The sequence below is a fragment of the Dyadobacter sp. 3J3 genome, from assembly GCF_009801115.1.
Taxonomy (GTDB): domain Bacteria; phylum Bacteroidota; class Bacteroidia; order Cytophagales; family Spirosomataceae; genus Dyadobacter.
The window spans coordinates 502299-515864 of the sequence record NZ_VTOL01000004.1 but is presented as its reverse complement, the minus strand read 5'-3'; the positions used below and the strand labels follow the sequence as shown (position 1 = coordinate 515864).

Here is a 13566-nt window from a genome sequence, read left to right as displayed (position 1 = left end):
CATGTTTGTTCATAACGTATTTTTTTGGCTTAAAGATAAAGAGAACGAAGAAGCACAGAAAGCGCTTCGCGCTGGCCTGGAAACATTAAAAGGTATCGAATCCATAGTATCTGTTTACATTGGAACACCAGCTTCCACACGCAGACCGGTTATCGACGCGAGTTATGATTTTGCCGAAATTATGATTTTTGATGACGAAGCTGGCCATGATGTATACCAGGTGCATCCCTTGCATACAAAGTTTGTTGCAGATTGCGCGCACCTTTGGGAGAAGGTTGTAATCTACGACGTAGAAGCTTAACAAATATTCACAAAAAGATATCCACAAGTTATCCACAGTACCGGTGTGGATAACTTGTGGATATCTGCTTTAAAAAGGACAATATAAGCCAATGGATCAACTTTTAGGGTTGTCAACAACTGTGGATAACTATATTTGAATGTTTAAGTACTGTAACTAATCCATATAATTTATTGTTATATCATCGTTACAGTTCAACAACATCAAACAAACGAATCATGAAAAAGATCAGAATTGCTAGTTTATATATCGGTATACTTATCGCAGCAATGAGCGTTTCATCCTGCGTTTATCATTCACGCGCTCCTTATTATGATAACGGCTATGGTTACGGCGGCGGATATGGCTATCGCTCACCCGGGCCGGTAGTGGTTGTGAGACCTACTCCCCCACCAAGAGTGGTATATAGAAATAATTACCGGTCAGGAAGAAATTACGATAGACATAGCTCCCGTAGCTACAACAGACAAAGAAATAATCGCTATGGTCACAATGATCGTGGACACGGTCCACGGTAATTACAACATATAAAAACGAAAGAGCCGGAAAACTGATTTTCCGGCTCTTTCGTTTTTATATGGATTGAAAAAATTACTTTGCTCCGTCAATTCCTGACTTCGATATTTTTGCTTCAACTGGTGCTTTAAATTTCGCATTTTCGATTTTCATAACAACAGCATTTGGCCATCTTCGGTTTGTATAAAAACGTTGCCCATTTACGGCACTTATTCCTAATCCGATTGGTGTTGGTGCGACTTTAACGGACGCATCAAAATTATTCACATATTCTACCAGTTCACTTTTATAGCCAAGAATACTCACTTTTGTTTTGGCATTTCCTTCAATCATAGGCAAAAGAAAATCCCTGCGCTCGCCATATTTCCACTCTTCGGGAGAACTTCTTGTGACAAAAGCATAAATGTATTTGTCATCATTCGACTGTGTGAACCAGATATTTTTATCATGGATTATTGGCAAAGGTTTTACTGCATAAATGGATTCACGATTCGTAAAATTCCATAATGCAATTTCTCTCAACAAACTTTCCTGTTCAATCTGGATTTCACCATTTGGTTTTGGACCGACATTCAAGAGAAAATTCCCTCCCTTAGCCCTGATTTCTATCAGCATATTAATGATCTCGGTCCCCGATTTTTGAGGATCATTTGTAGGCTTATACTGCCAATCCGTTCCCATTGTGTAACAGGCTTCCCAGGGGCGAGGTGATGCTTTATCGGGAATATTTTGCTCCGGCGTATTCATGGCATCTCTTGTAATAACGAGATCAGAATTGATACTCCACGCATATTCACGAAGCCCGTCGCCCGGCCCGTCAAAAAACATAATATCAATTTTTCCGTAATTCGTCAAAAGCTCCTTTACCTGCTGTTTGTCATAATCCATCAGCTTTGGATTATTCATCGGGAATTGTTTTTCGTTTTGTAATCTGCCTAATGGAATATCGTTTTGATGAAAAAACAGAAAATCTTCCGGAGAAAAATAAATACCTATCGCTATTCCCTGCTTACGAAATGCATCAATAATTTCTTTTGTTACGTCGCGTTTGAAAGGCGTATTCATCACATTGAAAGTTGTTGATTTCGTATCAAACATGCAAAATCCGGAATGATGTTTAGTAGTAAAAACAACATATTTCATTCCCGCCAAACGCGCCAGCGTAGCCCATTCGTCGGGATCAAATTTCTTTGGATTGAAAAAAGTTGGCAATTCCTTCATGTACCGTTCCACATATTCATCCGATGCACCGGCGAGAGAATGACTGATCACCGCGCCCAGAGAAACATCAACATTCCAATGAATAAACATACCAAAACCCAGGTCCTGAAACCATTTGACGCGCTCAGGATTATTGACAACTTGTTGCTGGGATTGTGCTAAAAACGAAAAACTACAAAATAATGCTAGAAAAAATATTCGTCTGATCATAAATTTAAGAATACTAGATGTAAGTCAAGGATGCAAAAATCGATATAAAATACTCTAAAATGATTGTCTTTTGTTTATAAACTATGGCAAAATAGACCGTCTGCAAATTTGTTTGTAAAATTGCATATAGCTTTATATTCCTATTTCTGATATGCTCGCTTTTGCAATCATTGCTTACTTATTATTAAATCTTGGAATTGGTTTGTGGGCATCCCGCAGAGTTAATACTACGGCGGACTTTGTACTGGCAGGAAGGCGTTTACCTCTTTTCCTTGCAGCATCTGTAACCTTTGCTACCTGGTTTGGCTCCGAAACAATTATGGGAGCTCCTGCGGAGTTTATTGAAAAAGGCGTGCTCGGTGTAATTGAAGATCCTTTTGGAGCAGCACTTTGTCTATTTCTGGTAGGCCTATTTTTTGCAAGAAAATTTTACAAAATGAACATTATCACCTTTTGTGATTTTTTCAAAATACGATACGGGCGTCCGGCAGAATTGCTTTCTGCTATCATGATCATCCCCTCTTATTTCAGCTGGATTGCAGCACAATTACTCGCCATGGGTATTGTCCTGAAAGTAATTTTGGGCTGGTCATTAACCGAATGTATTTTACTGAGTTCTTTCGTTGTCATTTTATATACAATCTGGGGCGGCATGTGGTCCATTTCAGTTACCGACTTTTTGCAGACCATTATGATCATTGTTGGATTACTTATTGTTGCCATCGTCTTGTATCTAAAAGTCGGTGGTTTTGCTCCGCTTTTGAAGTCCGCGCCAAAAGATTTTTTCAGACCTTATCCACAATTTACATTTAAAGATTCCCTCGAATATTTTGCTGCGTGGATAACGATTGGCTTGGGATCTATTCCTCAGCAGGATGTTTTTCAGCGGGTAATGTCTGCCAAATCAGCTAGCGTTTCTGTTAAGGCGACTATGCTATCATCCTTTATGTACCTGACCGTAGCGCTACTTCCCTTATTTATAGGACTTTGCGGGCATCATTTATATCCCGAATTAGGAAATGACCGCCAGATGATTATCCCAAATATGGTTTTACTTCATACCGGTTTGCCCTTACAAATACTTTTCTTCGGCGCTTTGGTTTCTGCGATTTTAAGTACTACAAGCAGTGCTATTATGGCCCCCTCCGCGATTTTGGGAGAAAATGTTATCAAATTTTTTCGTCCTGACCTCAAAGACAAGCAATTATTATTAATAATCCGGATTGGAATTGTTTTCATTACAAGTATCTGCATTTTTATAGCTGTCACCCGTGAAAGTATTTTTGATCTGGTGGCTGAATCATCCGCTTTCAGCCTCGTTTCTCTTTTCATTCCTCTGGCAGCAGGTATATACTGGAAACAAGCCAACCAGCTGGGTTGTATTCTGTCGATGATAGCCGGATTAGTAATCTGGTTGCTATCCGTGTGGACAAATACGGAATATCCACCCATTATTTACGGGCTTCTCGCAAGCGGTTTAGCAATGTTCGCTGGTATTTATCTGGAAAAAGTTTTCCAGATAAATATATTAACGAGTTCTGGTGAATGATTTAACAGTGTTTATTATTTCAATATCAAAAACAAGGAACTCCCAAAAGGAGCTGTTGGAAGGAAAACACTTTCCATAACCGTGATCGTTTTTAAAATTCCATTGATAAAATCTCCGGGATAACTTACGTCGGAATGTAAATCATCATTCTTAATTTTTCCTGAGCGCATTTGATGCCGCTGCCATTTTCTGACCAGCCATATGGGAAGTGAAAGAAAAAAAGGCCAGTAGGTGTGATTATCAATTTTCAAGTTCGCAGCTTTGGCATATCCTGCAAAATCTTTTAAAACAAACCTTCTTGAACTTCCTACCGCAACATCGTGTGTTCCAGAGAAAGCTTCATGTGCGTGAATATTGATCAAAATCAGGCCATTTGGATTAAGTCGTTTTTTGAATGCCTTCAATGCGTTTACTATTTCCTCATCGTCCAGAAAGTATAAAGCGTCGTTACAGCAAATCACATCAAAAGTCTCTCCTTGCCTAAAAGAATCTACATTTTTCAAATCTCCAAAACTAACATCCAGATTTCGCTCTTTTGAAAATTCAATCGCATGTTGGGAATAATCAAAACCAATGGAATGCTGGTAATCATTTGCTTGAAAAAAAGAAAGAAGTCCGCCCGTTCCACATGCCGCATCCAGAATGGTAATGTTTTTGTTTTTCTTAAACTGTTTTTTAATTTGATAAAGAACTTTTTCATGAAGGATTTGATACCACCACAATTTTTGTTCAACCTCAAACATTCGCTGATATTCAGCCCGGTTATTAATCATAGAATATTTTCGCTGTTATATTTAATAACATACTGCGGCTGTCCACTTTGTGCCATAAAACTTTTCCCTATATATTCTCCCAAAACACTTAAAAGCGTACACTGAATTCCGCCAATAAATAACACTGCTGCGGTAACTACCTGCCAGCCTTTCGGGTCCGGCCCAATAATCCATTGCCCCGATAAAAATAACAGGAAGAAAAAACCAAGCCCGAATAAACCCAAACCAATTGGCATAAAAAGGCGAATGGGAAGCGAGGAATAACAAAACAATATGTTAAGAAAAAGAGAAATCAGTTTACGCCAGGTATAATTTGAAGTGCCCTCTTCCCGTTTTTGATGCACTACTTCAACCGTCCCGATATTTTTGGTTATCCTGAAGATCAAGCCATCAATGTATGGATACGGTCCTTTGTATTTAATTATTTCTTCAACTACTTCCTTGCGAATTAATTTAAAGCTGGATAGATACAAATTCTTCGGCTTTTTCAATGAGTAACTGGTAATCCAGTTTACCAGCCGACTTCCAAGATTACGGTACACGGCGTGTTCCTTTTTTAAATAGTAGCTATAAACCACATCATAATCTCCATCTTCTGCTAGTTTGACAAGTTTTATAATTTCATCCGGCGGGTTTTGAAAGTCATCATCAATCATCACACAAAATTCACCCTGAGCCCAGTTTAAGCCACACATCACGGCATTGAATTCTCCATAATTCCGACGTAAGGCTATAAATCTTACATTGCTGAATTGGGTAGACAACCGGGTGCAGATTTTGTTGGAACCGTCTGAACTGCCATCGCTTATCATGACAATTTCAAATGAAATATCTTCTAATTCCTTTTGTAACCTAACAACCAGTGATTCAATTGTAGTTTCGCTGTTGTAAACCGGTATGACGACGGATAGTTTCATTGTTGGTTTTCAAACGAATTTACTGCGTTGATGATATGAGAAACTTCCTGATCCGTCAATATCGGATTTAATGGCAGACTTACAACCTGATCATGAATTTTTTCCGTAATTGGTAATTCCAGATGATTCAGGTTTGCATACGCTTTCTGTTTATGAACTGGCAACGGATAATGCACATTAGTTTGTACACCCGCCTGATCAAGATGCCGTATTAAGGATGTTCTGTCCGAGTGCCTCACCACAAACAGATGCCAGGCGTCTTCACTAATCCTATCCGCAGGAGGTAATACAAGATTTTGCAACTTTATTTCTGCCAAATAGCGCTTAGCTATTTCCCGTCGCCTGGTATTATCTTTATCCAAAAACGGCAATTTGACATTCAGAATAGCTGCTTGTATTTCATCCAAACGACTATTAACACCCAAATACTCATTTTTATATCTTTCCCTGGATCCGTAATTTCGCAGATATTCTATTTTTTCAGCCAGATCAGCATCCAAAGTTGTTACCGCGCCGGCATCTCCTAAAGCACCCAGATTTTTTGTCGGGTAAAAACTGAAAGCCGTTGCATGTGCTATACTACCGACCTTTTGGTTTTGATAAAATGCACCATGAGCCTGCGCCGCATCCGTAATTACTTTTAAATGATTACGAATTGCAATGTCCATAACCACGTCCATTTCGCAACTACGGCCGTAGAGATCCACGCATACGATTGCCTTAGTAAGCGGCGTAATATGCTGCTCAATTTTATGCGGATCGATCAACATGGTGACGGGATCAGGCTCAACTAAAACCGGTGTTAAATTTAAGTAGCTTACCGGTAACACTGATGCTATATACGTATTGGCCGGAACGATAATTTCGCTTCGCTCTGGAAAATCATAAGCACGTAAAATCAGCCCTATCGCGTCCAGCCCGTTGGCAACGCCAACGCAGTATTTTGCTTCACAATAGTCAGCAAATGACTTTTCAAAAATTTGTAATTCTTTACCTAAAATATACCAGCCAGAGCGCAAAACGCGCAAAGAGGCCTCTTCAATAGCCCTGACGTAGGGTTTATTGATCTCATTCAAATCCAGAAAAGGAATCATAGCGACAGCTCCCGCGAATGCATAAGATAAGGTTCATCAATATAATCTGCGCGGTCATAATATTCATTTGCAAGCACCAAAAGAATTGCATCCTCTGAGAATGAATCCATTACATGCCAATCCTTTGGTTCTAAAATGAGGCAGGTGGTTGCATTATTCAACGTGAAGTTTTCTTCCAGTTTTCCGTCGTTACTATAAATATGGCAGCTTCCATGAAGGCAGATCAAAGCGTTCCAGGTAGCATGATGACGATGTCCTCCACGACTCATTTCAGAAGCTCCGTATATATAAAAAACTCTCTTGATTGTACCCGGCATAACTTTTTCAAAAACTGTAAGGTTACCGGAATCAGAATTAAAAGTGTCTAGTTGTAATAATGAAGGCATAGATGGATTAATTATATTGTTTAAATATAAATCTAGGGGTTTGTGCTTTTCAACTGGGTTATGATCAAAGTTCTAAAATAAATCTCATTAAATTTTTACCGCAATATTATTTTGTTTCACAGATATACGAAACGTGCAGATAAAACGATTTCAGCTAAAAAAATTCCAGCCCATCCAGTAATCCAGTAACATAAATACTCTGACTGGAAACGGTTCCATCCACAAAATTCTATTATACCCCATGTAATAAACCATGGGATGAATCACACAAATCACCGCAGTAAAAAAAAGTATCAGCCTTATTGATCGTAATGAAACGGTTTGAAAAAGTACGTAAATGGCCATCAATAAAAACGGAAATCCGTAAGACAATGCCCTGTCGATATCGTGTACGTAAATACCTGTGGCTATCAGGACGACGAAACCAACACTTACCACTAATAACAAATTATATCTTTTAGTAAGCCATAAGGCCAGGATTGCTCCGCCCATAACCAGCCACATCCCCTCAAATGCCGTCCATAAGCTACTTCCCAAGCCATAACGGTGGGCATCGGCAAATAAAACCGGAGTACCTAATGTGGAATAACTGTGATTTGGAAAATATTTTTGCCCTACATAAAAGCGAACAGCAAAATAAAAGACCCACGCCAGCCAGACCCAGGCATTATTTCCTGATAACATGTTTTTCAGGAGTGTAACAAAGCGAAAATCTTTGAGCTCGTAAGCCTTGATCAACATATGAAAAAGTAACAAATAGCCACCGGCTATTACGGCTCGTTCATCTGTAAAGAAGGCTATTTGTAATGCAGTAAAAATAATAGCCGGATTACGGTTCAATAACGCGACTAAAAGAAAAAAGAACGCAAAACCATCCCCATAGCCGTAAATATCGGCAAATGTCCAGGTACAAACGAAAATATTGGCAATGGAGATAACAAACAAACTGGTTGTTATCTTATCTTTTGAAAGGGTATAAATCCATTGCCCTACATTATATATGAAAAATACCCCAAGAACAGATTGCAATAAAACAATGATGACGATATTGTGCCCTGTAAGAAAAGATAAAATGGGCAGTACCCAACGAAAAATCATATTTTCACGGCGCACATCAAAATCCATATCCTGAGGATGGAAAAGATCCTGGCTCTGGTTTTGAACAAAAACCCAGGCATCCAGTTTCATGCCGTGTTCACTGAGATGACCCAGTAATAAAGTATAAGGAGGAAAAGCAAGAAATAAGGAAACAAGGACCGAGAAGGCAACTAGTTTCCAAAGCCAATATTCGGACGCCAACTCACATTCAATTCTTCTGCCCAAAGAATGGTAAAAATCCTCAAATAACATGTCTTAGTTAGGGGTAATTAATAACGTTCTATAAAGATACCTTCTAACATCTGACAATTCCTAACCCCAGCTTGTCATAATTTTACTTCCTTCTTCACTTTCTACTATTCGGAGATATGCCTGGATTTCCTGCTGCAAATCTTCAACGTGACTTATAATTCCCACAATCCGATTTTCCTTTCTAAGTGATTTCAAAGTCTCAAAAACAGTCTGCAATGCATTTTTATCCAGAGACCCAAAACCTTCATCCAGGAAGAAAAAGTTATGTTTTGATTCATTCCTGACATGAATATGATCCGCTAGGGCAAGTGCCAGAGATAAAGCGGCCTGAAATTTCTGTCCACCGGAAAGCGTTTTCAACAGTCGCATGTGACCTCCATTCAACAAATCTCTTACCCAAAAACTATTTCCCTCGCCAAGTTCCAAATGAAGCTGCTGATGCGTCATCTGGTGGAACCGTTCGTTTGCTGCATGGATCAGGTTTTGCAAATAAATGCTGGACGCATAATCTACAAAACCGCTTGAACGGAATAATCTGGCGAGATCGTCCAGATGTTCTTTTCTTAGTTCAAGTCTGGTTTTATCTTTTTGAAGAGATTCCTTTTTGGCCAGATCTTCGGCCATTTTTAACAGTAAACCGTCCAGTCCGCCTTCTTCTTTTCTTTTATTATTTAAGCTTAATGTCAAACTTTCCTTTTTAGCCAGCACGGTTGCATGCTTTTCCGAATCGTAATGTTGATCCGCATTTTCAGTTTTCAATGCGCCCAGATCTCTTTTGGCATTATGCAATGTGTTTTTATACTGATCAATGATTTTCCGTTCCTGATCAATGATAATTGGTTTTTGAAGAATTTCACTAACCCATTCTTCCGTCTCAAACTGATGTATTTCTAACTGATTTTGAATTTCAATTTGCGCCGAAGCCAACTCTTTCCGATTTCTTTCAAGTGTTTCCTGTAAAATATTCTGACTCCCGGAAATGGTATCTTTTTCCTTTTCCAATATATCAAGCTGCTTTTCGGTTTGCTCGTATAAACGGTTAAGTTCTTTATACTGATTTTTCAGTGCTTCAATTTTTTCTGAAATGGCAGCTTTATCCAACGTTCCCAGATGATTTAAATCAACCTTTTCAAGCTGTCCTGACAGTGTAGAAACTGTGTTCTCAATTTTCAGAATTTCATTCCTGAGATTTTGCAGCGGCTGTTCAATTTTTTCAACTTTCTCTTTTGTTTCTGTTTCAATAAGTTGGGATACTTTTTTAATCTCAACTTCCTTTTCTTTGATTTCCGTCTGAATTTTTACGACTTCGTTAAAATGCTGTTCAAAAACTTCACGGTTGTTTTTATCAAATTTGGACCATACGAATGTTTTGTCATGCGTTTCAATTTTAGCCCGAACTTCGGTATAACGTTGTTTAATCGTGATTTTCTGTTTTTCCAGGCTTTCGATCTGATTGAAAATCTTTTCAACCGGCGATTGAAATTTGCGAATTTCCTGTTCCAGTTTTTGTAAATTAATTCTCTGAACTTCGATACTTTTTATCTCTTCAAAAACAGAATCGTCTTCATGTAAAACGGACGGATGATGTTCCGCGCCGCACAGCGGACAAGGTTTTCCATCTTCCAGACTATTCGCAAATCTTTGTAAAGCTAACCTGGTATTCGCCAGTACAAGTTTTTGATTTAAATTCTCACCCTCTTTTTCATTGACTAATAAGTACTCGGAAACTGACTTTTGAATTGTTTCCAGATTTGCTTCCGGAACAATTTGTAAAGAAAAAACCTGATTTGCTTCCTGCGTTTTTGTTTGTAAAAAATCCTGCTGTTTTACGATTTCAGCCTGTAAATCATCTGCTTCTTTTTTAATTGAAATACGATTTTCTGTTAAACCATCCGACGTTGTATACCAAACCTTAATCTGGCTAAGCTCCTGAACATCGGATAATCCCTCTTTTCTCTTTTCGTTGAGCTCCTCTTTTTCCAGCTTCCCGATTTTCAACAATTCAATCGCCTTTTCCTTTTCAAGAAGTTTTATTTCTCCTCGTTCCAACGCGCCCTTACTTTTTTCCAAAGCGGTTTTATTTTCAATAATCTGAATTACTTTCTCCAGCTCTTCAGCTGTATCAAGCAATTCTTCCCGTTTATTATACTGAGGTTGAATTTTTGCCAGCACTTCCCGTTGCTGAATTAGTATGGAATCCAGTTCTGTATTTCTGCGAAAGTTTTTTTCAAATGATCGGCTATCTCTCTCAATAGAAACTAAGTATGATTTTTTTCTATCAAAAAGTGATTTAAAATGTAATGAACAAATTTCAAAAACCCTAAGCGTTTCTTCACGCAATTCCATATCCGGTTTTTGCAATTCCAGAGCGAGAATCTGGCTATTAAGCAATTGCAGTTTTTCAGAAATCAGCCTTAGTTTTTGAAACTGGTTTTCAAGTTCGGTTTGTGCAGTAAGTTCTTCATGAATTGATTTGATCAGCTGCCTTACCTCTTCTCTTTTTATTTCTTCGACAGCAATCATTTCCGGTGTCACTTCTCCCAAAGTCAATAACTGACCGTCCAGATTAGATAATTCCAGATCATTTTGTTTGCTCAGCGTACCCACTTTCCGGCTTAGATCGTACTTTTCCAGCTGGAAAAGTTCTTTCATCATTCTTGTCCGTTCAGCATCTTTTAATTCGATAAATTCCTGAAAACGGCCTTGCGGAATGATAATCGTACGACGAAAATTGTCGTAACTTAATCCAATAATCCGCTCCGCATTTTCTTCGTCCGGGAGCGGTATCCAAGCTCCTTCAACCGATTTATATGCTTTTCTTTCAAAAGTTTTTACATCTTTAAAATTCTTGCTGTTCCGTTTTCCTTTAACCGTAAACCGGTACAATTCCGCTGGCTTTCCTGCAATGCACTCAAAATCAATCAATAATTCATCCGACCGCAGGTTCATCATATTATAAGTACGATCGTCGCCCGAGCGATTTAAACGCTCAGTATCTCCATAAAGTGCAAAAGTGATTGCTTCCAGAATCGAAGATTTCCCACTTCCTACCGCCCCGAAAATACCAAATAGCGAAGCATCGGTTAATGCATCAAACTGAATTTCCTGTTCGGACTGGTAAGAATATAAGCCTTTTATTTTGAGATACTTGGGAATCATTTGGAGAGTTATTGGCTTTTAGGCGTTAGCTTTTAGCTGCTGACACCCGGTAAATAAAGGAAAAGTATAATAATAAATTGATTCGAGCAGTTTCGCTAATCGCTAAGAACCAACAGCTAAAAGCTCTAACAAGTCTTCAACGTAAATTCTATCATTACTAAGTCTGGGAACCTTGTTTTGCCCTCCGAGTTTGTTGCGTTTTGACATCCAGTTATAGAAAGTGTTCGTAGGTGCAAAATGTACGATTGGCGATAATAAGGCCATATCCTTATAGCGTTTTGCATCATAATCAGAGTTTACTTCCCTTAACGTTTCGTCCAGAATCCGGGTAAATTCCTCATGATTTTCAGGCTCTTTTGTAAACTCAATAATCCATTCATGACGTCCGCGGGAACCATCGCCCATATAAACGGGACCTGCTGTATAATTGACTACCAGAGAATCCGTATTCTGTGATGCAATTTTTATGGCATGATCTGCATTTTCTACAATGACTTCTTCACCAAAAGCATTAATAAAATGTTTTGTCCGGCCGCTTACTTTCAGGCGAAAAGGATATTTGGAAGTAAATTTCACAGTATCCCCGATCAGATAACGCCATAATCCTGCGTTTGTAGAAATGACCATTGCATAGTTTTTCCCAACTTCTACCTCATCCAGCAACAGTGCTTTTGGATGTTGTTTTCCAACTTCATCTATTGGAATAAATTCATAGAAAATGCCATAATCAAGCATCAAAAGCATTTCCCCAACTTTCGAAAGATCATCCTGAATAGCAAAAAAACCTTCGGACGCGCTGTAAGTTTCGAGATACGTTACATGTTCGGAAGGAAAATATTTCTGCGTGAATAAATCACGGTAAGGTTCAAATGAAACCGCTCCATGAATAAAAACTTCAAAATCCGGCCACACTTCAAGCATATTGCTTTTGCCGGTAAGGGCAAGAATCTTATCAAGTAACAGGATGGTCCAGGTTGGAACGCCAAGAATGCTGGTAACATTTTCCTGGGAACAAATTTCGGCCATTTTTTCAAGCTTGCTTTCCCAATGATCCATCAGCGCGACTTCCAGGGGAGGCGTCCGCATGAATTCTCCCCAGGCAGGAAGATTTTGCATAATTACAGCGGAAACATCGCCTACCTGGGTATAATCATCAAATGGATTAGCGTAAAGAGTTCCGCCGATCGACAAGCCTTTTCCATCAAAAACCATCGTTTCAGGTCTGTTATGAATAAGGAGCGTCATCATATCCTTCCCACCCTCGTAATGACATTCTTCCAGCGCTTCGGGAGAAACGGGCAGAAATTTGCTGCGTGCGTTTGTAGTCCCGGAAGACTTTGAAAACCATTCTATCTGTGAAGGCCAAAGTATGTTGGGTTCGCCTTTTAAAACGCGTTCGATGTACGGATATAATTCCTCGTAAGAAGAAACAGGAACCTGCTCCTGAAATTCCTTAATCGATTTTATTTGACCAAAATTATATTTTGCGCCCCATTCGGTATATCTGGCTGTCTCAATAAGTTCAGAAAATATACGTTGCTGGGTTTCAACGGGGTTTTTCATAAACTGTTCTATCCTTTCAAAGCGCCGCTTCAAAAACCAGACAGTCATATTATTCACCAGCTTCATAGTAATCGGGTTGTTGATGTAAATCCGTTTCAGGAATTTCTCAAAAATAACAAAATAAATGGAGAGGAAATAAGATTGCAACCTTATTCCCTCTCCATCTTATTAAAAATCTCCTATGCTTTTGTACTAAACTTTCTATAAAGGAAAAGAAGTAAAACAGCGCCTAAAATGGCAATAAAAAGACTGCCTAAATTAAACCCGTCGACAGGGCCATATCCCAAAAGTGAAAATACCCAGCCTCCGACAACCGCTCCGGCAATCCCGATTAATATCGTTACTAAAAAACCTCCCGGATCTTTTCCCGGATGCAAAGCCTTAGCGATAGCCCCTGCAACCAGTCCTACGATAATCCAAGTCAAAATGCCCATAGTGTATTCCGTTTATAGTGTTAGAAAATTTGAAAGCTTCTCCTAATATTATAAAAAGTATACCGAACCTGAAAATTTCACAAAAATATACTA

12 protein-coding genes are annotated in these 13566 nt (G+C 38.9%); 3 read left to right on the top strand and 9 right to left on the bottom strand.

Features of this window, described 5'->3' with window-relative positions; all coding sequences use genetic code 11:
• The first annotated feature begins 1 nt into the window (after window position 1).
• The gene (locus FZF08_RS11730; protein WP_159468922.1) at window positions 2-301 is read left to right on the top strand and encodes a Dabb family protein; all 300 of its coding nucleotides are present in this window, start codon (window positions 2-4) and stop codon (window positions 299-301) included.
• A gap of 218 nt (window positions 302-519) precedes the next feature.
• Window positions 520-819, top strand: coding sequence for a hypothetical protein (locus FZF08_RS11725; RefSeq protein WP_159468920.1), 300 nt, complete (start codon window positions 520-522; stop codon window positions 817-819).
• Window positions 820-892: 73 nt separating this feature from the next.
• Here FZF08_RS11725 and FZF08_RS11720 read toward each other — a convergent pair whose 3' ends face one another.
• Entirely contained in the window at window positions 893-2248 is a 1356-nt protein-coding gene (locus tag FZF08_RS11720; protein WP_159468918.1) for an alpha-L-fucosidase, read from the bottom strand.
• 151 nt (window positions 2249-2399) lie between these two features.
• On the opposite strand from FZF08_RS11720, the gene FZF08_RS11715 reads away from it, so the two are divergent.
• Window positions 2400-3797 carry a sodium:solute symporter family protein gene (locus tag FZF08_RS11715; protein WP_159468902.1) on the top strand — a complete coding sequence of 466 codons (1398 nt, stop codon included), beginning with the start codon at window positions 2400-2402 and terminating at the stop codon, window positions 3795-3797.
• A gap of 14 nt (window positions 3798-3811) precedes the next feature.
• Here FZF08_RS11715 and FZF08_RS11710 read toward each other — a convergent pair whose 3' ends face one another.
• The 8 genes from FZF08_RS11710 to FZF08_RS11675 all read right to left on the bottom strand — a co-directional run bounded on the left by FZF08_RS11710 (window position 3812) and on the right by FZF08_RS11675 (window position 13473).
• Window positions 3812-4570, bottom strand: coding sequence for a bifunctional 2-polyprenyl-6-hydroxyphenol methylase/3-demethylubiquinol 3-O-methyltransferase UbiG (locus tag FZF08_RS11710; protein WP_159468900.1), 759 nt, complete (start codon window positions 4568-4570; stop codon window positions 3812-3814).
• Window positions 4567-5487 (bottom strand): glycosyltransferase family 2 protein, encoded by a 921-nt coding sequence (locus tag FZF08_RS11705; RefSeq protein WP_159468898.1) that lies wholly within the window; start codon window positions 5485-5487, stop codon window positions 4567-4569. Before FZF08_RS11705 ends, FZF08_RS11710 begins: the two co-directional genes overlap by 4 nt.
• Complete coding sequence (locus tag FZF08_RS11700; RefSeq protein ID WP_159468896.1) at window positions 5484-6581, bottom strand: DegT/DnrJ/EryC1/StrS aminotransferase family protein; 1098 nt, start codon at window positions 6579-6581, stop codon at window positions 5484-5486. The genes FZF08_RS11705 and FZF08_RS11700 overlap by 4 nt, the downstream gene beginning before the upstream one ends.
• A complete protein-coding gene (locus tag FZF08_RS11695) occupies window positions 6578-6967 on the bottom strand; it encodes an FdtA/QdtA family cupin domain-containing protein (protein WP_159468894.1) in 390 nt (129 codons plus the stop codon). Before FZF08_RS11695 ends, FZF08_RS11700 begins: the two co-directional genes overlap by 4 nt.
• 150 nt (window positions 6968-7117) lie before the next feature.
• Complete coding sequence (locus FZF08_RS11690; RefSeq protein ID WP_159468892.1) at window positions 7118-8317, bottom strand: hypothetical protein; 1200 nt, start codon at window positions 8315-8317, stop codon at window positions 7118-7120.
• A 60-nt stretch (window positions 8318-8377) separates the two neighbouring features.
• Entirely contained in the window at window positions 8378-11476 is a 3099-nt protein-coding gene (locus FZF08_RS11685; protein ID WP_159468890.1) for an AAA family ATPase, read from the bottom strand.
• 102 nt (window positions 11477-11578) lie between these two features.
• Window positions 11579-13105, bottom strand: a complete 1527-nt coding sequence (locus tag FZF08_RS11680; protein WP_159468888.1) for a GH3 auxin-responsive promoter family protein — start codon at window positions 13103-13105, stop codon at window positions 11579-11581.
• Between the two features lie 113 nt (window positions 13106-13218).
• Window positions 13219-13473 (bottom strand): GlsB/YeaQ/YmgE family stress response membrane protein, encoded by a 255-nt coding sequence (locus tag FZF08_RS11675; RefSeq protein WP_159468886.1) that lies wholly within the window; start codon window positions 13471-13473, stop codon window positions 13219-13221.
• Window positions 13474-13566 lie beyond the last annotated feature (93 nt).

Coding starts and splice junctions, on each gene's coding strand:
- FZF08_RS11705 (WP_159468898.1), bottom strand. CDS start 5,487: ATGAAACTATCCGTCGTCATACCGGTTTACAACAGCGAAACTACAATT.
- FZF08_RS11680 (WP_159468888.1), bottom strand. CDS start 13,105: ATGAAGCTGGTGAATAATATGACTGTCTGGTTTTTGAAGCGGCGCTTT.
- FZF08_RS11710 (WP_159468900.1), bottom strand. CDS start 4,570: ATGATTAATAACCGGGCTGAATATCAGCGAATGTTTGAGGTTGAACAA.
- FZF08_RS11685 (WP_159468890.1), bottom strand. CDS start 11,476: ATGATTCCCAAGTATCTCAAAATAAAAGGCTTATATTCTTACCAGTCC.
- FZF08_RS11730 (WP_159468922.1), top strand. CDS start 2: ATGTTTGTTCATAACGTATTTTTTTGGCTTAAAGATAAAGAGAACGAA.
- FZF08_RS11720 (WP_159468918.1), bottom strand. CDS start 2,248: ATGATCAGACGAATATTTTTTCTAGCATTATTTTGTAGTTTTTCGTTT.
- FZF08_RS11725 (WP_159468920.1), top strand. CDS start 520: ATGAAAAAGATCAGAATTGCTAGTTTATATATCGGTATACTTATCGCA.
- FZF08_RS11695 (WP_159468894.1), bottom strand. CDS start 6,967: ATGCCTTCATTATTACAACTAGACACTTTTAATTCTGATTCCGGTAAC.
- FZF08_RS11675 (WP_159468886.1), bottom strand. CDS start 13,473: ATGGGCATTTTGACTTGGATTATCGTAGGACTGGTTGCAGGGGCTATC.
- FZF08_RS11690 (WP_159468892.1), bottom strand. CDS start 8,317: ATGTTATTTGAGGATTTTTACCATTCTTTGGGCAGAAGAATTGAATGT.
- FZF08_RS11715 (WP_159468902.1), top strand. CDS start 2,400: ATGCTCGCTTTTGCAATCATTGCTTACTTATTATTAAATCTTGGAATT.
- FZF08_RS11700 (WP_159468896.1), bottom strand. CDS start 6,581: ATGATTCCTTTTCTGGATTTGAATGAGATCAATAAACCCTACGTCAGG.